The organism is Blastocatellia bacterium, from assembly GCA_025054955.1.
GTDB lineage: Bacteria > Acidobacteriota > Blastocatellia > HR10 > J050 > JANWZE01.
Genome location: JANWZE010000038.1, coordinates 21,863 through 41,954 on the forward strand (window position 1 = coordinate 21,863; position 20,092 = coordinate 41,954).

17 protein-coding genes and 1 pseudogene are annotated in these 20,092 nt (G+C 56.3%); 6 read left to right on the forward strand and 12 right to left on the reverse strand.

Annotated features, from left to right (window positions below; translation table 11 throughout):
- Positions 1-35 precede the first annotated feature (35 nt).
- Complete coding sequence (locus NZ823_05275; protein ID MCS6804542.1) at positions 36-1,088, forward strand: alcohol dehydrogenase catalytic domain-containing protein; 1,053 nt, start codon at positions 36-38, stop codon at positions 1,086-1,088.
- 196 nt (positions 1,089-1,284) lie between these two features.
- Here NZ823_05275 and NZ823_05280 read toward each other — a convergent pair whose 3' ends face one another.
- Positions 1,285-1,479 carry a hypothetical protein gene (locus NZ823_05280; GenBank protein MCS6804543.1) on the reverse strand — a complete coding sequence of 65 codons (195 nt, stop codon included), beginning with the start codon at positions 1,477-1,479 and terminating at the stop codon, positions 1,285-1,287.
- 700 nt (positions 1,480-2,179) lie between these two features.
- Between NZ823_05280 and NZ823_05285 the strand changes: the two genes are divergently transcribed.
- The 3 genes from NZ823_05285 to NZ823_05295 all read left to right on the forward strand — a co-directional run bounded on the left by NZ823_05285 (position 2,180) and on the right by NZ823_05295 (position 4,048).
- Positions 2,180-2,878: a TonB-dependent receptor gene (locus NZ823_05285; protein ID MCS6804544.1), complete on the forward strand. Its 699-nt coding sequence runs from the start codon at positions 2,180-2,182 to the stop codon at positions 2,876-2,878.
- 472 nt (positions 2,879-3,350) lie between these two features.
- Positions 3,351-3,563, forward strand: a complete 213-nt coding sequence (locus NZ823_05290) for a hypothetical protein (protein ID MCS6804545.1) — start codon at positions 3,351-3,353, stop codon at positions 3,561-3,563.
- A complete protein-coding gene (locus NZ823_05295) occupies positions 3,560-4,048 on the forward strand; it encodes a hypothetical protein (protein MCS6804546.1) in 489 nt (162 codons plus the stop codon). Before NZ823_05290 ends, NZ823_05295 begins: the two co-directional genes overlap by 4 nt.
- Positions 4,049-4,396: 348 nt before the next feature.
- Here NZ823_05295 and NZ823_05300 read toward each other — a convergent pair whose 3' ends face one another.
- The 5 genes from NZ823_05300 to NZ823_05320 all read right to left on the reverse strand — a co-directional run bounded on the left by NZ823_05300 (position 4,397) and on the right by NZ823_05320 (position 9,230).
- Positions 4,397-4,852, reverse strand: coding sequence for a hypothetical protein (locus NZ823_05300; GenBank protein ID MCS6804547.1), 456 nt, complete (start codon positions 4,850-4,852; stop codon positions 4,397-4,399).
- Between the two features lie 26 nt (positions 4,853-4,878).
- A complete protein-coding gene (locus NZ823_05305; protein MCS6804548.1) occupies positions 4,879-5,130 on the reverse strand; it encodes a hypothetical protein in 252 nt (83 codons plus the stop codon).
- Between the two features lie 56 nt (positions 5,131-5,186).
- Positions 5,187-6,839: a hypothetical protein gene (locus NZ823_05310; protein ID MCS6804549.1), complete on the reverse strand. Its 1,653-nt coding sequence runs from the start codon at positions 6,837-6,839 to the stop codon at positions 5,187-5,189.
- Between the two features lie 100 nt (positions 6,840-6,939).
- Complete coding sequence (locus tag NZ823_05315; GenBank protein MCS6804550.1) at positions 6,940-8,616, reverse strand: hypothetical protein; 1,677 nt, start codon at positions 8,614-8,616, stop codon at positions 6,940-6,942.
- Between the two features lie 260 nt (positions 8,617-8,876).
- Positions 8,877-9,230 carry a hypothetical protein gene (locus NZ823_05320; protein ID MCS6804551.1) on the reverse strand — a complete coding sequence of 118 codons (354 nt, stop codon included), beginning with the start codon at positions 9,228-9,230 and terminating at the stop codon, positions 8,877-8,879.
- A gap of 257 nt (positions 9,231-9,487) precedes the next feature.
- Between NZ823_05320 and NZ823_05325 the strand changes: the two are divergent.
- A pseudogene (locus NZ823_05325) lies at positions 9,488-9,724 on the forward strand (macrolide ABC transporter permease/ATP-binding protein MacB).
- A gap of 170 nt (positions 9,725-9,894) precedes the next feature.
- Here NZ823_05325 and NZ823_05330 read toward each other — a convergent pair.
- The 5 genes from NZ823_05330 to NZ823_05350 form a co-directional block, all read right to left on the reverse strand.
- The gene (locus NZ823_05330) at positions 9,895-10,794 is read right to left on the reverse strand and encodes a hypothetical protein (protein ID MCS6804552.1); all 900 of its coding nucleotides are present in this window, start codon (positions 10,792-10,794) and stop codon (positions 9,895-9,897) included.
- 391 nt (positions 10,795-11,185) lie between these two features.
- Positions 11,186-11,836, reverse strand: a complete 651-nt coding sequence (locus NZ823_05335; GenBank protein ID MCS6804553.1) for a response regulator transcription factor — start codon at positions 11,834-11,836, stop codon at positions 11,186-11,188.
- A gap of 300 nt (positions 11,837-12,136) precedes the next feature.
- Positions 12,137-15,343, reverse strand: coding sequence for a histidine kinase (locus tag NZ823_05340; protein ID MCS6804554.1), 3,207 nt, complete (start codon positions 15,341-15,343; stop codon positions 12,137-12,139).
- A 171-nt stretch (positions 15,344-15,514) separates the two neighbouring features.
- Positions 15,515-16,759: a sodium/glutamate symporter gene (gltS, locus tag NZ823_05345; protein ID MCS6804555.1), complete on the reverse strand. Its 1,245-nt coding sequence runs from the start codon at positions 16,757-16,759 to the stop codon at positions 15,515-15,517.
- Positions 16,756-17,349 carry an alpha/beta fold hydrolase gene (locus tag NZ823_05350; protein MCS6804556.1) on the reverse strand — a complete coding sequence of 198 codons (594 nt, stop codon included), beginning with the start codon at positions 17,347-17,349 and terminating at the stop codon, positions 16,756-16,758. Before NZ823_05350 ends, gltS begins: the two co-directional genes overlap by 4 nt.
- 497 nt (positions 17,350-17,846) lie before the next feature.
- Between NZ823_05350 and NZ823_05355 the strand changes: the two genes are divergently transcribed.
- Positions 17,847-19,742 carry a M28 family peptidase gene (locus NZ823_05355; protein ID MCS6804557.1) on the forward strand — a complete coding sequence of 632 codons (1,896 nt, stop codon included), beginning with the start codon at positions 17,847-17,849 and terminating at the stop codon, positions 19,740-19,742.
- Positions 19,743-19,833: 91 nt separating this feature from the next.
- Here the strand turns inward: NZ823_05355 and NZ823_05360 are convergent.
- Positions 19,834-20,092: ATP-binding protein (locus NZ823_05360; GenBank protein MCS6804558.1), on the reverse strand; the 259-nt coding region annotated here is incomplete at its 5' end.

The following is a 20,092-nucleotide window of genomic DNA, read 5'->3' on the forward strand; positions in this document are numbered from 1 at the left end:
CTCACACTGCTGTGGCCGAGCACGGACCTCGCACGATGAAGGTTGCGCGACTCTACAAATTCAACGATGTCCGCGTTGAGGAGATGCCTATCCCTGACGTTGGCCCTGGCGATGCGCTGGTGCGCACCACAGCATGTGGTATTTGCTCCGGCGATGTGCTTGATTGGTACATCGAAAAGAAAGCGCCGCTGGTGCTTGGTCATGAGCCAGTCGGTGTGATCGTCGCCGTAGGGCCCAACGTGAAGGATTTTGCCGTTGGCGATCGTGTGTTCGTACACCACCATGCGCCGTGCACAACCTGCCGCTACTGTCGCCGAGGCTCCTACAGCATGTGCGCGACGTGGCGCCGGTCGAACATTGTGCCCGGCGGCATTGCCGAGTTTTTCCTCGTTCCCGAGCACAATCTGCAACAGGACACGCTCAAGCTGCCGGCCAACGTCCATGATGAAGATGGCGTATTGATTGAACCGACGGCCTGCGTCGTCAAGTCACTTCGCCGGGCCGGTCTTCAAACTGGAGATGTGGTGCTCATCATTGGATTAGGTGTGATGGGGTTGTTGCATGTGCTGCTGGCGCGAGAGTACGGAGCAGGGACGATCATCGGCGCCGATTTAGTCGCGTCCCGTTGCCAGCGGGCGTTGCAGTTGGGCGCTGATTACGTGGTCAACGTGTCGCGGGAAAATCTGATCGAATGGGTTCACATGATCACCGAAGGCATCATGGCTGACGTGGTGATTGTTGGGCCGGGCAGCCTGCAAGCGATGCAAACCGGCCTAGCCTGCGCAGGGAAGGGCAGCACCGTGTTGCTTTTCACGCCGGCTGCGCCGCAGCAGATGCTGGCCGTCGAACCATACAAGCTCTACATGGACGAAATCAGTTTGGTCGCCAGTTATTCTTGTGGCCCTGACGATACTCGTGAAGCGTTGGCGCTTGTGCAGAAAGGCGTGGTGAGAGCCGAAAAGCTTGTGACCCATCGGTTCACCATCGAAGAGACGCCGCTGGCCTACCGGGCTATGGCCGCTGCGCAAGAGACGATTAAAGCGATCATCACCTTCCCGAACGCGCGTCAGGCCGGGACCTCAGGCTAAGTAACGTGACAAAAGTTCGGGGCGTTTTTGGGGTGCTGCGACCTGTCGCAGCTTTGGCTGCGAAAGCAGTGACACGTCACCGCACTCCAAAACTGCCCCCAAAATGTCCCAGGACTTTTGTCCGCCCACTTAGGAATTCGCGTTGAAGCGGGCTGAGTTTACTCTTTACCAACAAGATTCTCCTTGTGCCACTGGCTCAACAGGAACTCCCAGAATAGCGTCGCCGCCCAAGATAACGACACAGGTCAGGCCACCTTCGCCACACTTCTTCCGGCGAAGTGAACGCCCAGACATCCGTGTCGCGAGCTTCACCGAGCAGCTTAGCCAACAACCGGGTTCGCTCGGCAGGCGATGCTGTCTTCAATTGCTGCCTGAACTCCGCTACCGTCATCGGCCCGTCTCACTGGAAATAGGGGATAGCCGATGGATCATTGAGATTGGTTGAAAGAGAAACGCTCACCTGAGCCTCCACTGAAGACACATGATCGCAAAGCGCGAGGATACGACTTTGCCATGCCCTTAGCAAGCCGGTAGCCGTTTCGACAGTGGTGAGTGAAAAGATGGAGTCGCTTCCCCAGAAAGCCCTGGCAGTGCGCGCCTCTGGCGTGGTTGTTGTTTACTTGAAGCGGATGGTCCCAGGTCTTCATCGTTCGTGGTGTGCTGCTCATGGACGTTCCCCTGTGTTTGTCGAGCTAGTCAAAAGATTTGTTGACAAAAAAAAAGACGGACAGCGATATGTTAGTGCGCGTAAACACACATCGCTCCATGCAGAATTAGAAGCAAGATTGTGTAGGAGAAGCGTACGGATCAAGGGACATTCGAAGCTGTACAGGGCATTTTGGCTGATCTGGATGCACAGATTCAGCACATTGGGGATAAGACCCGCGAAGGCCTCACTCGTGGCGCGATTCAGTCGAGCGATCCTCATGTTGCCACACGTGTCGAGGGTTTGGTTAGACGCTCCCGCCAGCAGCTTGGCCAACTACGCGCTGAGTTCCTTCGGACCCGGTCGCCTGATTCGGTCATTCCAGCAGCGATGGAGCTGTTCCAAGAGTTTGGGCGGGAATTTGAACTGTTGGACTTGCAGGTTGATGAAGCTATTACTGAACGTGATCTCGATGAATTGTCAGGATGCGCGAAGCGTCGTGCAACAGCCTTCCGGCCCCAGGATCTCCACCACCGATTTCTACCAACTCGGAACCTCCTTCAATGCGCGACGGGTTTCTTTGAGCGCCGACCTGTTCCTCATTGATCGCTCGAATGAGCAAGTCTATATTCCCGATGACGGAAGCATCGAATTCCAAGGGCCGAGCCGGGCGTATGGAGTTGAGGCGAAAACGTCTATCCAAATCACGCGCCACCTGGCCTTCAACGCCGGGCTAACCCGCGTCGGGAATGCCTTCTTCCGGGGCACGTCGCCACGAGTCTATGTGGACAGTGCGCCGCACGTTGTCTCCAATGCTGCCTTGACGCTCAGTGACTGGCATGGCTTCAGCGGCTCACTGCGATTTCGTTACATCAATAGCTACCGATTGGACGGCGAAGATCCCGGCATTCGCGCTTCTGGTCTCAGCGTGCTGGACTTCAGTTTGGTCAAGCGAATCCGGCGCTGGCTGGATGTCAACCTGGCGGTGGATAATCTCACGGACAAAGTTTACTACGAGATGCAGAATTATTTCGAATCGCGGCTACGACCCGGCGATCCGATCATAGCGCGGATTCATGGCACGCCCGGCTACCCGATCACGGTGACGGTTGGATTGACCTTCCGCTTGTTCGCCAAGGATTAGCCCGGAGGTCCTTGTTTAACGTCCCTGGGAGCGCCTGCTTCCAGCGGGCCCATTCCTGGCCACGCCAGGCCGGTTCGGGTACCCGCGCTCCCAGGAAAGGCCATTCTTCTTCTGCCCTCACACCGAGCCTGGTCAGAACCCCTGATGAGTCACCGAAGCTGATCATCGAAGAGAACGATCAGGTGGAGGAGGTCAGCAGCTATTACTTCCGGGTGGAAAGACGATGAGGCGATGGGTCGCGTGGGCTGGTGGCGCTCAACCTCAGCTTGAACGCTGTTACACTAACTCGCATTTCAAAAGTAAGAGTGGTCTTCAGATCGCGATAAATCGGCCTCTGGCAGGGGCCTCCTACATTCTTGGTGAATTGCACATTGGTATGAGCGCGGCGAGCCAACGCGGCGCCGGTGGTCGGATCGTCGCTGGTTACAGAAGCGCGATGTGCCATGCTATAATGCTGGCCAGAGGAAAATGTATGGTAACGACGACGAAGTCCCGCAGGCTGGATCAACCGACGATGACGTTGGAGCCTGATCCGGTCATTGAGGCGTACAAAAAGGACGTGGACCGTACCCTCATTCGGGAGAATCTCAAGCTCTCGGTGCAGCAACGCATCGAGAATTTGATGAAGCTGCAGGAGTTTGTCGAGGAACTGCGGCGCGCCGGCCGGAAATTGAAAGAGCCATGATCACTGAGTTTGATCAACTGATCCCACGGCTGGTAACAGCCCAGGTTGAGTTTATTATTGTGGGTGGCGCCGCGGCGGCGGTTCACGGCTCCGCCCGCGCCACTGAGGATTTGGATATCGTGTATCGGCGGACTCCAGAGAATGTATCGCGCTTGGTTGACGCGCTGGCTCCGCTGCAGCCGTATCTGCGTGGCGCGCCTCCCGGATTGCCGTTCCGGTGGGAGGAGCGGACCATCTGGAATGGTCTGAACTTCACCCTCGTCACCTCGCTGGGAGCAATTGATTTACTCGGCGAGATTACCGGCGGCGGCGGTTATGAGGATCTGCTCCCGGACTCGGAGCGGATCCGACTGTTTGGCGTTGAGTGTTTGTGCCTCGGCCTGGAACGTCTCATTCAGGTTAAGCGGGCCGCCGGTCGTCCGAGAGACTTGGAAGTCATCGCCGAGTTGGAAGCGATTTTAGAAGAGCGAGCCCATGATGCCTAACCTGGATCAGCTCCCACCTTCTGGCGCCTGTCTCAGTAACCAGATCGACCGGGTTCCCTATTGAATGGTCGCGGATGGCGATGCGTTGGTTCACGGCGACGTTATTCTCCACGACCACCGTGCCATCGGGAAAGCGCGCTCGAACGGTCGCCGTCGCTCATCGTCTTCTGGAGCCCGGTCCAATCCGTGGATGACACGGATTTTCGCGGATCAAAAAAACAATTCTTCATATAGACCCTACCGCCTTCCTGAGCATGGTAAAGGACTTCCCTTGGTGTTTAATGAGTCCTACCTCCTGAATAGAGCAATATGCCCATAGGAGCTTTCTCGTCAGTTCTGCCAGGGCGTTCACTGCCTGGTGCGGAACACGCCTCTGCCACCGGTTCCGGCAAAAAGCCGACCTGAGCGATTCAGCGCCAGAGCGTGGATAGAAACTCCCGGCAAGCCGGCGCTGGAATCGCCCCAGGCGTTGCTGTTGGCGCGCAGGTGGTAGACGCCGCCGGACAAGGACAATCCAGCAAACACATCAGCCGCCCTGTTCACCGCCAGCGCAAGGATAAAGAAAAACCCAGGCGGAGGCGTCAGGCCGGTATTGACCGGCTGCCAACTGTTCCCATTATTGCGGGAACGGAAGATGCCACCGTGTGTCCCGGCAAAGATGTCGCCAGTGAATTTGACGACGAAAGCGCTGACATTCAGATTCGTCAGGCCGGTATTGACCGGCTGCCACGTCTGCCCATTATCCCTCGAGCGAAATACCCCGCCGCCAACTGTTCCGGCAAACACATCTCCGGCAGCGTTCACCGCCAACGCATGGAGATCGACACTGGTCAGGCCGTGTGAATGGCGGTCCAGGAGTCACCATCATCGGTGGAGCGGAACACGCCGCCATTCGTCCCAGCAAATATATCCCCACCAGCATTCACTGTCAGTGCCCGGACATGCCCGCCCCACGGCCCGTTGGTTGGCTCCCAAGTAATCACCCCTTGCGAGAACCCCTCGATGTGCAGGGTTGCCGCAACTAAAACTGTCACCATAGTTACAACAAAAATCTTGCTCCAATGGTTTGTCAGCCTTTTCACTTTCGCCTCCTTGCTGGAGGGTGGCAAATTTTTGGAGAAATTGGCCACCCCGGATGTCACTTGCCGATGGTCGCCGTCCCTCCGTGAGCGAACACTGTCAGCCTCTTGGCGAACGTCAGCGTTTCGGGATAGGAGCCACCTTTGATCTTGATCCGCGCTCCATCCCAGGCCAAGCTGTTGGCCTCGCCGACCGTGTTGAACGGCTTATTGGATTCGCCTGTCTCCGGACCAAATAAGTTGGTGCGATCCACGTGGATGGTGCCGCCCATCTTGAGCCAGCGTTGAATGATCGGAAACGTCGTCTCGAACTCGCCGTAGAAGATTTTGAATTCGTCTCTGTTGTCGCAATTGATATTCTCATCACCACAATCGGCCGGATCAGGGCAGCAGGGCCCGTACAGTTGCCCGGCCAGTTGTCCAGCGCTGTTGAAGACACCTGAACCGCTCGATCCGCTTTGGGTGAGTCCTTTGTCCATGTCGTAGAAGTCGTAATCAGACGGGTCTGCACAGAAAGTGCAGCCGCCGCAGACACCGACGGGACTCACAAAAACGGCTCGCTTCCAGCTCCCAGCGGGATGGTGAATACCGTGAGCCGTTTCGGGATGGCCAGTCGTCCAGCCGGCCAGCCCGACGCCCGGAGGCAGGGTCCCATTGAGGCGGATGAAGGTCATGTCGTTGCCGCCGTCATCGGGGTTGGATTCGAGCAGCTTGCCACCGGTGTTGCGCGGTAGTGACATGTAATTGGGAAGCGATCCCCCGCACGAGTTACGTTGCCAGAACCATACAACCTCCAGCGTGTTGGTGACGGCCTGTGTGCTGATACAATGGTACGCCGTGAGGAAGTATGGCACAAATGTCTCGTCGTCAAGGTCATTAAGAAGCGTACCGGTGCAGACAACTCCTTGACCACCCGCTATGAAATTCATCTGCCCCGTTGCGTCACGCGCAAATGGATTGACAGACTCACACATCACGTCGAGGTGGCAGGATAGTTGTTGGGGTGCCGCCACTCCTGCTTGGCCTTGAACCAACCCTGCCGGGTCCTTGTCAAAGTGCAGGATTTCAGCCACCTCAAGTTGTGGCTCATCGGTTCCGGACACTTCGATGAACGCCGTATCGCCAGGCAGCGAGGCAGTCCAGAACTCACCGGTCCCGTCCGATCCCTTTCCAGTGAACGGGCCACGCACGATCAGGCCGTCTGCATCACGGGCGTAGACGATAACTGACCCTTCACCCACATCAAAGTTCGTGAAGTGAAGGCGGAGACCGAACGCGCCAGGAGACCGGATGGCCAACGTCCACAGGTTGCCTCCGTTGGGTAATGCATTCCGCAGCGCGGAATTCTTGATCAAGAGCGGAACTGCGCCGATGGATCGAACCAGACCCACGCGGAGTGGGCCTGGACGTACATGGGCATACTTCTTGGCCGCCGCTTGGTCCGCCGCGGCAATCTGTTCTGGACTCACCGGACCCAGGTCATAGACATTGCGCCCTTCCTGGAACGCGTCGGCCAAGTGGAGACTGATCGGCGCGGGCGCCTGTTTCGCCGCCGCCTGCACATCCATAGGAACTCGCTCAGGAAACGCTTCATGAGTGACCTTCTCAGTTTTCTGCGCCCACGCATCGGTGACCAGAACCAGGACCAGGACCAGGAAAGTCATGGGTATATTCATGCCAAATGTGTCTTTCTTCCAAATGTTCATAGCCATCGTTCCTCCTTTGCTCCATTCCTTAATACGCTGAATGCTGAACGCTGAATAATGAACGGATTCAGGCATCTGTTTTTCATTCATCATTCTGCATTCATCGTTACTGGAGCGACACCAGGACCAGCACCAGCCCTTTGCCGCGCTTCAGCTCCGTCATCGCCTTGCCGATGATCGCACCCTGAGCCTTTTTGTGATTGGTGACCTTCATGGCGTGACCCGGCGTGTCGGAGGTGGTCAGCAGATTGCCGGGTTCGATTGCGCCATAAGATGCATCGGCCCAGCAGTAGACCCGACCCGTCAGCGACACGGGCAGCGAGCCGTCGGCCACTGTGCCTTCCTGCTTCAGGGTCAGACCGGGATTGATCCCGTTGGCCCCGCTGATAATGCCAGCGACGGTGCGGTCGTAGGCTTTGTCGGCGAGCCGCAGGCGTCCGGGTTGCTCTGGATCAATGGCGACGACCATGCCAGGCTCGATGGTCTCGGCCCGGCTGACTTCGAATGGCTCGGCCAGGTCGCTGCCGCCAGTGATTTGGAGCACGGAGACGGTGACGTTGCCGCTGGAATCAATGCGCATCCGCTCAGCCCCGTTCGTCCTGAACGTCATCTCATTGGTCGTGCCTAGATAGGCGATCTGTCCGGGTACCGCATCGGCTGACGTAAGGAAATTGATGGCGCCCAGAAAGGTTGGGGATGAGGCATTGTTTTTGAGTTCGAGCACCGAGCCAAAGCTACTGCTGGACGTCGTGAGCCGGGCAACCCCTTGGGTAGCCAATACTTCCAGTTGCCGAGTCGGGATCACCGGCCCGATGCCGAGCTTGCCTTCCTCCGTGAGAACCATTGATGGTAGGCTGAGAAAACCTCCTGGGGCCCCGGCATAAAAAAGCAGGGACTTGGCGTCGGTGGAAACGCCAAAACCATGAAAATTATTGCCGGCTGAGTTTTGGAAAACCGCCAGTTTTCTCCCAATGCTTGATCCTAAATCGAGAAGATGCTGCGGTGTTGTCGTCCCGATGCCGACGTTGCCCAGGTTATCAACAATAAAATCGAATGAAGGTGAACGTCCGCCCCTCTTGACAGCAAAAGACGGAGACGAAGGGTTAATAAGTTGGTGAATCTCAAATGTTGCCTGCGGTGCCATCGTCCCAATGCCGATTTTGGTGCCATTATCAAACATGATCGAATCGAGCGTGGCGACGCCTCGGCTGTCGAATTTAGCAACAAAATTGGGTGTGCCTTGCGGGGCTGCGGCCGTCGTGCTGGCAGTTGCCGGCGTCTCTTCTTCTTTCACTGCGTCCACGCCTTTCGCTCCCTCCACATCACTTGGAAACCCCACCGGCACGCCAATCAAACTCCATCGCTCCTGCTGGGCGAAGATCGCGTACGGCGTGGGCGTCAGCCGCTGACGCGGTGACAGCACCGTGTACAACTCGCTACCGCCACTCGGGCGCACGGCGATTTTCAGCCAACTTTCTTGGCCCTCAACAGCGGCGTGGCCAAAGTCCAATTTCACTTTAAATAACCCGTTGGTCAGAACGATGCCCTCGTGGACGATTGAACCGAGTTCATCACCCCCCGTCTGCGCCGTGTACAAGGTGAACTGAAAGTCATAGGTGCCACTCGCGGGCACGCCACCGTCTTTCAGTTGGCCTTGGTAGATGAACGCGGTTTGGGTCAGAGCGTGGTTGAAGTCTTTTTCCTCACGCTGTTGCCCTTTGTGGTCGGCAAATGTTGTCTGGGTCAGAGCAGGCCCGAAAGCCAGCCCGACCCAGAGCAGCACAACCAAGAATGTTCGGTGCTCGCGCACCGGTAAAGATCGAATCAGTGATGTCGTTTTCATGATGTTCATCTCCTTTCTTAAAATTTGCGTTCTTCCCAAAATCACCAGGAGCCAGTGTTCAGTGATCAGTGTTCAGTAGTTCTACTGGCCACTGAGTTTCATGAGGCGTCGGCCTGGTGGCCCAGAGCGAAGCGGAAGAACCATGGGTTTCAATCCTCACCCAAGCCACCAGTGGCCCGTATGGTGTTATCTTCCCAGCTTCATTTCGGGACCGTCGCCCTCTTGAGACTCAAGACATACATCGTCCCAGGCAACAATGTACCGGGGGCATCGCTGAAACCATACATGACCCCATTGGCGCACTGCGGCGCTTGAATAGTCCGCTGCGCCCCATTGGCGAAGGTGAGCGTGATTCGATGATCGAGCAGGCTGATGCTCACCCCCAGTTGGTCGGTCGCATCTGGGTCGAACGGAAATGGCCCCGCGCCGAATCCACCCGCGCAGTTCGTTTGGTGCCACTCCCGGTCGTCAACGAAGCGTTTTCCACTGCCTCTCAAGAAACCAATGCCCGCGAATGTGCTCAGATCGAGCGTGCCTTTGGTGTAAGTTGACATTTGGGTGGCGGTTTCAGAAGAGCTAGCTCTGTAATGAGAGACCATTTCGAAAGCGACAACGTTTTCTGGAGCTGCTTGAGCCCATTGAGCGAACTCTTGCAAGTACGCATTACATTGGGCGCGAGCGACGCTGGGAGTCGCAGCAATAAACAAGCCCACAAGGGCAAAGGTGATGGGTTTGATCATTCGCATCAAAATGTGTGAAAGTGATGGGTTCCTGAGTGTCATAGGTCCTCCTTTGTTGTATATTGCAGCCGGCCGATGAGCCGACCAGCGCGCTGGATACCAAAACCGGCGCCGAAATCATGGCCCTCTTCGACCGGCTTCATGAACAGGGCAATGCCATCATTGTGGTCACATACGAGCCGTCGGTGGCCGAGCACGCGCATCGCATCATTCACCTCAGAGACGGTCAAATCGAAAAAGAGCAACGTCACCCTCTTCGAGGGAAATCCGCCAGCCCGAATATCGAAATCCCAAACGTTTCGAATTGATCTGATATTTGACTGTCATTGTTCGATCCCTCCTTAATGGCCACAGAGTCACAAAGCCACGGCGGTATTTCATTCCAATGACGCCTCTGTAGGCTCGGTAGCTCGATGACCTCCTTCTCTGATCGAAATTCATAGTCCAGTGTCACCTTCCACCTGGAACAAGACACTGCTCAGGGCAGCGGAATGTTTTCCACCTTGAACGGAACGATCTTCAAAGAAGCTGGCGTGGCCAAGTAGATGACAAGTTGCGCATCAGGGCCGGGCACGGCCTCGCTGAACCCGTAGGCCACCAGCGCTCCTGAGCGGGTGCGACTGTGTGTTTCAATGGGCTTGCCTTGGCCGTTTTGGAACGCCAGATCAACTACCCGCCCATCAGGATCTTCAATCACAAAGTACAGGCTGTTTTCGTCCGCGGACATCATCCCGCCAAAGATCCCTTGAACCAATTGAGCGAAGGCTTCAGCGATCTTCTCGCCTGCCTCCTGTTTCTTCTCGATTTCCTTTTTCTTGGCTTCCAACCCTTCTTGAGTCATGTAGGTGATCTGAACGTTCCACTGTTTCAGCGCCGGTGATTGGAGGGGTTCGTTGGCCCGCGCCATAAATCGCTTCTCGATGATCACACCGCCATTGGCCTGCGTGGGTTGAAAGAGTTCGACTTCCCCTTCCAGCAATTTGATGAACTTGGCGCTGCGGGCCGGGTTTTTCAATTTGATGGTCTTTTCGAGGCTGGTCTTCTGTTCGGTGCTGATCCCCTCGAGCGGGGGCGAGGCTTTGTCTTCTTTGAGCAGGTCACGACCGGTGTCATCACTGGCGGACTTAATGCGAATGGCCCGAAGGCCAGCCGATTCAGCGACTGCATCGCCGATGATCTTGAGCTCAACTTCACACTCGGCGAAGAATTGGCCGGTCGTGCGTTTGTCGGTAATATCACCGACCATCACGCGAACATCCGGCGCGCCGTGTTGTGCGTCCGTGCTCGGTGCGATGACGAGACACAGTCCACCAACCCAAGCGCAGAGAAATGCGCCAAGCCGCCGGATGGATTTCGTTCTCAAAAGAGGTGCCGCCATTCTCATTCTCTCCCTCATCAAAGTCGCCTCAGCGTCATGAAGACCCAGCATAGCCCGTTTTGAGATCGGGCATAAGCGCATGATCATGCATTTTTTCGGGGGAATTACTGCCTCAAGCGAGAAAAAGGGTCAGTTCATGCGCCACCCAGTTCAGGCCTCAGGCCTAGAGCGATTTTCAATTAGCTTGGGGGCCCCGCATCCTGCGGGTTGATGAACGCTGCAAGCGTACGCTCCCAAGACAAACTCATTCGCAAACCGCTCTAAAACCCAGAAGACAGCAGCCCCTGCGGGGAAATCCGAAATTCCAAATCCGAAATCCAAATGTTTGGAATTTCGGATTTCGTGCTTGGGATTTCCCTCGAAGAGGGTCTCGTGGTCTGATGTCTGAAGGCTAGGAGATGAGGCCGCTTTTGAGGGCTTTGCGCACGGCCTCGGATTTGGAGTGAACTTGGAGTTTAACGTAGACGCTGCGGATATATTTGCGGACGGTATTGATGCTGATGTTCAGTTGATTGGCCGCCGCCTGGTAGGTCGCGCCTTTGGATAAGAGTTCCAGCAGGCGACTCTCTTGCGGCATGAGGCGATACTCAGGCTGTTCTGGCAGTCCCGTTTCTTGAATCAGCCGGACGACTTTCCGTGCGATCCCCGGCGACATCGGCGAGCCGCCCTCATGGGCTTCCCGGATGGCATCCAACAGCTTCGCCGGCGGCGTGTTCTTCAACAAATATCCACAGGCTCCATTGCACAGCGACTCGAAGACTCTCTCCTCATCTTCGTAGATCGTGAGCATCAAGACCTGCATGTTAGGGAATCGTTCTTTCAGAAGACGAACGCCTTCAGAGCCAGACATTCCCGGTAGGTGAATATCCAGCAGCAGGACGTCAGGCACCTCTCGGTCAATCAGTCGCAGTCCCTCTTCTACCGAACCAAAGGCCGCGATACAGCGATACCCCGGTGTGCCGTTAATAAGAGCGCTCAAGCCGTCGCGCACCACTCGGTCGTCTTCGATCAGGACCACGCGGGTTGACTCGGTTGTTTGCATACGGCGCTATCCAGGATGAAACGTGATAGTAACCAAATTCAATGGCGCTCCACAAGCGCATGTTCATGCACCGAGTGATCCGTTTTCTCTGTCTGTTGTCATTTTTGGGGGGCGCATTCCGTGATCCGTGATCCGTAGAATAGAGCCACAGATTACACAGATTAGCACAGAATTCGTGATCCATGATTCGTGACCGTAATCCCTGCGGGGAAATCTGAAATTCCAAATCCGAAATCCCAAACGTTTCGGATTTCGGATTTCGTGCTTCGAATTTCCCCGCAGGGGCTGAGCGCCAAAGGACTAACGTAGCGGCACCGTCAAAGTGAGCCGCGTTCCGTGGCCCGGCGTGGAATCAATTCGCAACTGACCGCCAAGCTGGGCGGTTCGCACTCGCATGTTCTCTAACCCGTGTCCCTGACGAATTTGTCTCCCACCATCTTCTTCGACGAATCCGCGCCCATTATCGGCTATCTCCGCTTGCAATTGGCTCTCCGTGATGGTGATGGTGAGCCGGACTGACGTGCAATCAGCATAGCGCACGATGTTGTTGATGGCCTCCTTGAAGATCAAATACAAGTGGCGGCGCTGCTCCAGCGTCAGCTTCACCTTCTCCGGGTCCGATGGCATTTGAATCTCACAAGCGATGCCTTTGGTTTCCAGCACCTGCGAGGCGAGGTTGGCGATGCGAAGAATGACGTTGCTGAGATCATCGTGCCGAGGATCAATGGACCAGACAATATCGCTCATCGTGCCCACCAACTCGCGTGCCATCTCGGCGATCTGAGTCAACATCTGAGCCGATTCCGGACGGGTGACTGTATTGTGCTGTTTGACCACCTCGCTGAGAATGGCGATTCGTGACAGGCTGGCGCCGATGTCGTCGTGCAGGTCGGTGGCAATGCGTGTGCGCACTCGCTCCAGTTCGAGCAACCGAGCGACGCGGTAACGATGGATGGCATAAATCACCAACCCAATGACTGTCACCATCAGTGTCAGAAACCACCAGCGCTGCCAGATTGGCGGAAGGATGGTGAAGGAAACCGTGGCCGGCGTTGGGCTGGCCACGCCGTCGGCGCTGACGGCACGCACCAGAAAACGATACGTGCCGGGTGATAATTTCGCGTAATGGACTGTGCGTTGATCGGTCGGCGCGCTCCAGTCTTGGTCAGCGCCTTCCAACTTGTACTGATAGCGTAAGAGTCCGCCCGCAGCAGAACTGAGTCCGAAGAAATCAATTTGAATTTGATTTTGATCCGGCCCGATCTCCAGGATAGAGACGGCGCTTTGCCCGAAGACGGAAATAGGGTGACTGATTCCTCCGATCCTGAGGCCGCTGATGAACGCCGGGGACGGAGAAGCCGGCCGGTCAGGTTGGGGCGTGAGCCGTGATAATCCTCTGATCGTGCCGAACCAGAGGTTACCTTTTCGGTCACGGTACGCTGAAAGGACTTGTGCGGCCGCCAGCCCATCCGCCGTGGTGTAGCGCCTGACGTGGCCGGTCTGCGGATCGAGCCGTCCGATCCCCATCGTGGCGCCGAAGTAGATACGCCCCTGCTCGTCCTCTGTGATCGCGCCGAACTGGGTCATCGCTTCAAAGCTGCCCGCCAGCGCGTTGGCCACCGTAGTCCTGGCAAAGTGTGGCCGCTCCGCGGTGGGATCAGCGACGTAGTACAACCCATTCGGAGCCGCCAGTGATATCCAGAGCCGACCCGCGAGGTCGCGGTGGATCGCAAAGACCGTGCGACCAACGAGACCCTCCTTTGAAGTAAACAAGGTGAAACGGCCGGCTCGGTATCGCGCGAGACCGCCGCCGAAGAATCCGATCCACACATTGGCTGAATTGTCCTCGCCGAAGGCCGATACTCTCTCCAACCTCGGCAATCCATCAGCGTCAGAGTAACGATGGAACAACCCGGTCGCTCGCTCCCAACGAGTCACCACCTCGCGGTCAGGAGCGAAAGTGCCGATCCAGATGTCTCCGCGCGAGTCCTCAAACAGGCGAGTCACGTCATTGCCGGCCAGCCCATCGCGCGTCGTGTAGACCGCTTTGGGAGGTGTGTGCGCCAATTGCTCGAACCGGCGCACCTGCGGGAAACGATACAATCCATCGCTGGTAGCGATCCACCATTCACCCGTGCGGTCCTTAAGGATTTGATGGTACGTGCGCCAGTCAGCATCCGTGATGTGTTTTGGCAGCTTTGGCTTGACCGAGGTGAAACCCCGGCCATCGAAGCGATGAATCCGCCAGCCGTCACCCCAGCAGTACAAATCCCCTGCCGCGTCTTCGAAGATAGTGGCGTATTGATCCGACCACAGGCCGTCGGCTTTCGTGTAGGTGACTAATCCAGCTCCCGCCAGCATCATCGCGCCCGCCGAGAACGTGGCGATCCACAGATTGCCGGCAATATCTTCAGCCATCGAGAGGGACAAGTTTTCGTTTACCCCCTGCGCGGTTGAATACGTCTTGAACCGTCGGCTATCGAACTCGGTCAGATAGCCGCCTGTGGTGATCATGTAAAACTTCCCGTCGGAGAGCTGCCTGACGGCGAGCACTTCGTTGCTGCCCAATCCATCCGCAACGGTCAACCATCGCGCCTGGCCGGGCCTGACGGGCAATTGAACATCAGACAGTTCTGACGGGGATGGCGTGCGGTTCTTGATCAGCGTCAGCCACAACGCGCGATGCCTGGCCTGCGTCGCTGATGCGGGTAATGGTTTCAACACAATCAACCCCGCCTGATGACTGATCCACACTCTGCCCTCCTCGTCTTTGAACAACGACCAGACCGTGTCTGTGCCGGTGGGTGATGGCCGAAGGTCATAGTGGATCATTTGCCCATCAGGCAGGCGACGCACCAGACCATACTTGGTGCCGATCCACAAGCTGCCCTCGGCATCTTCGGTGATCGCCCAAACCTGCACAAGGGCGTCGGGATAGCGCATGATGCCCAGCGCGACCGGGACGAATGATGTTTCGCCATGAGCCCGGTCCAGCGCAAACAAGCCGCCATCAGTCCCAGCCCAGATGCTCCCCCTGCGGTCTTCATACAAAACATTCACGCGATTACTCACGGCCATATCGCCGACTGGGTAGACGGTAAAGAGGCTCTCTGTCTCACGGGGCTTCTCTCTGACTCGAATTTCAGACGGTGGATACTTGGGAGATTGATTGAAGCGACACGCACCACTGCCATTGGTGGCCGCCCAGTATTCCCCCTGGCGCGTTTCCAGAAAATCGTTGAATGATTGAACGAAGCCCTCGTTCAACCGGTAGGTGGTGAATCGTTGTCCATCGAATCGGCTGAGACCGTCGAGCGTGCAGAACCACAAAAATCCTTGTGAATCCCGCACGATGCGTTTGACGCGATCGTGCGCCAGTCCGTCGTCGGTGGTGTAGTATCTGATCGGCAATCGCTCGGCTCGGACAGGAGTCAGCCCTGCCAGGTGCAGACCGAGCCCCAGCGCGACACAAACAATGATGACCTCCTCCCAGTGACCTCCGCGCATAAATTCCACCACGCGGGAACGAACGGGTAATGCTATTGTATGTGCCAAGGCCGGTCAAGGAGCCACGGAAGCCCCTCCGGGGAAATCCGAAATTCGAAGCACGAAATCCCAAACGTTTCGGATTTGGGATTTCGTGCTTCGGATTTCCCGCGAAGAGGGTGCTGTCGCCGGTTACTTGAACAGGTTGGCCATCGTGGTAATGATCAGCGCGTTGGTGAAATCAATCAGAAAGGCGCCGACGATTGAAACGACTAAGTAGGCGCGCGGGGCTGCGCCGAATTTTTCCACTAGCGCGTCCATGCACGCGATTGCATTGGCTGCCGTGCCCAGCATGAACCCGAGGAACCCACTAGCCATCACGGCTGACTCATAGTCCCGACCCATCAGATGAAACGAGACAACATAAGCCACCGCAACAGTGATGAGGACCTGGGCCAGCAAGATGACGAGCAGAGGAAGCGCCAGGTTTACCAGCTCCCAGAGCTTCAGATTCATCAAGGCCATCGAGATGAACAGCGACAACGAGATGTTGCCAATCGCTTCAGCGTTGGCGGGCGAAAGGTGGATGAACTTGAAGCGGTCATCAAGATTACGGAATAAGGCTGCAACAATCATTGCGCCGATATAAGCCGGCAGCACGATGCCTTTGGCGCTGATCCACTTGCCGATGATCGAACCGATGCCCATGGCGATAGCGACGATCATCAGGCTACGCAGCACATCAGATTTTTCCGCCCCTTCTTCATAGATTGACCCGTTGTCAACAGATGAAACCTCGGGCGCAATGGGCGGGGCTGGTACTGCCGATGGCGCATGCATTCTCGGTGAGTGCTTGAGCAGGCGGTATCGTTCAACCAGGCGAGTTCCAAGTGGGCCGCCCAGCAGGCCACCCGACGTGATACCGAACGTTGCTGAAGCCAATCCCAAGGTGGTGGCGCCGCTGATGCCGAGTTGTTCGAACGTCGGGCCAAAAGCGAGGCTGGTAGCAGGCCCGCCGGTCAGACTGACCGACCCGGCAATGATGCCCAGCAGCGGATGCAAGTGAAACAATCGGGCCAGCGCGATGCCGACAAGATTTTGTACAACGGCTAACAGACTGGCCAAGCCAAAGAAGACGAGCACTTGCCAGCCGCCACGTTTGATGAGCTGAAGGCTTGCGTTCAATCCAACCGTCGTGAAGAACGCGATCATCAGCAGATCGCGCAGCGTCAGGTCCATCTCCACGTTAACGACGCGGTCTCGCAACGTCAAAAACACAATTGAGCAGAGCAATCCGCCAATGACGGCTGCGGGAATGTTCAATCGGTCGAGCCAGCTCAGCCGACGCTTCAGGCTGATGCCTACCATCAACACTACGGCGGCCAGTGCCAGCGTTTGAATGACGTCCATTTTGATGTGAATTGGGAGTGCGTTCATCGGGTGAAGTAATCAGTGATGGCGTCGGCCAGCGGCTCGAGCTTGCGATGAAAAAAATGATCAGCGCCTTCGACCCAAACCAGTTCCTTCGGTTCCGGGATCGTCAAGAGCAGGGCTTGCATGCACTCGATTGAGCCAAATTCGTCCTCGCTGCCTTGAATGAAGAGTTTTGGTTTTGTGCAGTTCACGAGAAAAGAAAAGTCATTCATATTGACCGGCATTCCAATGCCGATCAGGTGAGAGACGCGCCCGTGCTGCGCGCCAACGGCTAGCCCGACCCATGCGCCGAATGAGAAGCCAGCCAGAACGATTTCAATCTGGGGGTACTGCTGGTTCAGGTAATCAATGGCCGCCTGCACATCAGCTCGTTCGCCATGACCGTAATCATACGAGCCGGTGCTACGGCCGACGCCGCGAAAGTTAAAGCGCAAGACCACCATGCCCAGTTGGTGCAGAGCGCGGCCTGCGCGAAATACGACTTTGTTATGCATGCTGCCGCCATATTGTGGATGCGGGTGACACACAATCGCGCCACGCGCCACGCGAGTTTGTGCATGAGCAGGCGGCGTCCAAAGAATGCCTTCAAGCATTACTCCTGCTGATGACGGAAAACGTACCTGCATGGTTGATGAGCGGACATTGTGTCTTATCCGGTCGGTCAAGGCAACACCACAACCAGTCAAGGAAGGATCGAAGCCGTACAAAAATCCTACAGTCCGTGGACCGTGGACCAGAGAAAGCTCAAGCACGAAATCCGAAATTCGAAACGTTTGGGATTTCGGATTTGAAATTTCAGATTTCCCCGCAGGGGTTACCGATCACGAATCACGAATAAGTTCATCCTGCAATTTTTTTGAGACAGTTGACTTCTTTTTGAATTTCTGGAGAATCACTCGTGTGCTAGTGAACATTACCAAGGATAGAAACGGCGCCCTCTTCGAGGGAAATCCCAAGCCCTCTTCGAGGGAAATCCGAAGCACGAAATCCCAAATCCGAAACGTTTCGGATTTCGTGCTTCGAATTTCGGAATTTCCCCGCAGGGGCTTGGGATTTTCCCGCAGGGGCGCACGGGCTATGGGAGGGAGACATGAAAACGCGCTATTGGCTCGTAATTGCTTTAGTCATTGTCACGATGGGGTTGGCTTTGAGGGTGACCTCTTCGGAGTACGGCGACAAACGAACGTTCGTCGTGTCTGCGATCACGCCGCAAGAACTCTACTGGCATATTCGCTACCTGGCTTCTGATGATTTGAAGGGACGATTCACCGGCACGCCTGAAGCGCGGGAAGCGGCTCGCTACATTGCTGATGAGTTCCGCTCGTATGGAGTGAAGCCGTTGGGCGATGCCGTCGGCAGCAGCTACTTTCAGACGTTCCCCTTTATTGCTGGCGTGAAATTAGGGGAGAAGAACCATCTGTCATCGAACATGGCCGGTCGCGCACGGCAGTGGACGCTCAAACAGGATTTCATGCCGATGGCGTTTTCTGCGCCGATGTCGGTTGAAGGTGAAGTGGTGTTTGCCGGCTATGGCATTTCGGCCACAGACCTCGGGTATGACGATTATGCCGGAATAGAGGTGGCCGGTCGCATCGTCATGGTGCTGCGGCACTCGCCTGAAGGGGATCATCCGCACAGCCGATTTGAGCGACATGCCAGTTTGCGGGCCAAGGCCTTGATGGCGCGTCAGCGGGGAGCCAGGGCGATTATCTTCATCGCCGACGACGAGGATTTCAAGAACAACAAGCTGGCGCAGTTGGAATTTGATTACAGCTTTTCTGATGCCGGCATTGTGGCTGTGGGCGTGAGCCGTCAACTGGCTCGCGAGTGGATCGCATCCAGTGGGGCTAACCTGGATGAGTTGCAGAATCAAATCAACCAGCAGCAGAAGCCCAGTTCGCGGGTGCTCACGGGCGTGACAGCCAGCGTGCAGGTTGATCTGGTGAAGGACACGCAGCCGGCTGACAATGTCATCGGCTACATCGAGGGCAACGATCCAAATCTGAAGCACGAGGTTGTCATTATCGGCGCTCATTATGATCATCTTGGGTTAGGTGGGCCAAGCTCGCTTGCGCCGCAGCAACGTGGCGAAGTGCATAACGGCGCTGATGACAATGCGTCAGGCACGGCTGGGTTACTGGAATTAGCGCAGCTTTGCGCGGCTCGACGGTCTGAACTCAAGCGCAGTCTGTTATTCATCGCGTTTTCCGGCGAAGAAGAGGGATTGCTCGGATCAAACTATTACGTCAAACATCCGGTCATTCCGTTGGAGCGCACCATTGCCATGCTCAACATGGATATGATCGGGCGGCTCAAGGAGAACACGTTGAACGTGCAGGGTGTTGGCACGTCGCCGCAATGGCCTGCCTTGTTGGAAGAAGTCAATCGTGACTTATCGCAGCCGGCTGCCGGTTCATCGCCCGAATCACGGATCACGAATCACGACCCAGGGACCACGAGGTTCACGTTGAAGCTCACTTCTGACGGAGCCGGTCCAAGCGATCATGCAGCATTTTATCTGAAAGACATCCCCGTCTTGTTCTTCTTCACCGGCACGCATAGCGACTATCACAAGCCATCGGATGATTTCGACAAGATCAATGCCGAAGGGCAAGCGCGTGTGGTTCAGTTCATTTACGACACGTTGATGAAGATTCAGGCGCTACCGACGCGACCATCGTTCACCAAGACGCAATCGTCTGAGATGGGCCGCCGCGGTTTCCGCGTCACGTTCGGGGTGATGCCTGATTATGCCGAAGAGGCAGAGGGCATGAAGATTTCCGGCGTGCGCGAAGGCAGCGCGGCTGAGAAAGCTGGTTTGAAGGCCGGCGATGTGCTGGTTCGCATTGGCGCCACCAAGATCAAAAACGTCCATGATTACATGTTTGTGCTTGGCGAATTGAAAGCCGGCGAAGCCGTCGAGGTCGAAGTCATCAGAGAGGGGCGACGGTTGGTATTTAATGTTGTGCCCGAAAAGAGAAACTGAAAACCCTCTTCGAGGGAAATTCCAAGCACGAAATCCCAAATCCGAAACGTTTCGGATTTCGTGCTTCGGGTTTCGGATTTCCCCGCAGGGGCTAGGGTTCTTGTCTCAGTCGAATGGTAAAGGTCGTTCCCTGGTTGGGCTGGCTTTCAACGCTGATCTGCCCGTGATGAGCTTCGATGATTTTCTGCACGGAGGCAAGACCTAAGCCGGTCCCGTGCGTTTTGGTGCTGAAGAATGGATCGAAGATTTTGTCAAGGATGTCAGGCCCGATGCCCACGCCGGTGTCGCGGATGGCATACTCGATGAACGTAGCGGGGGCCTCGCCAGCGCTTATATCGCCGTTGTCGGAG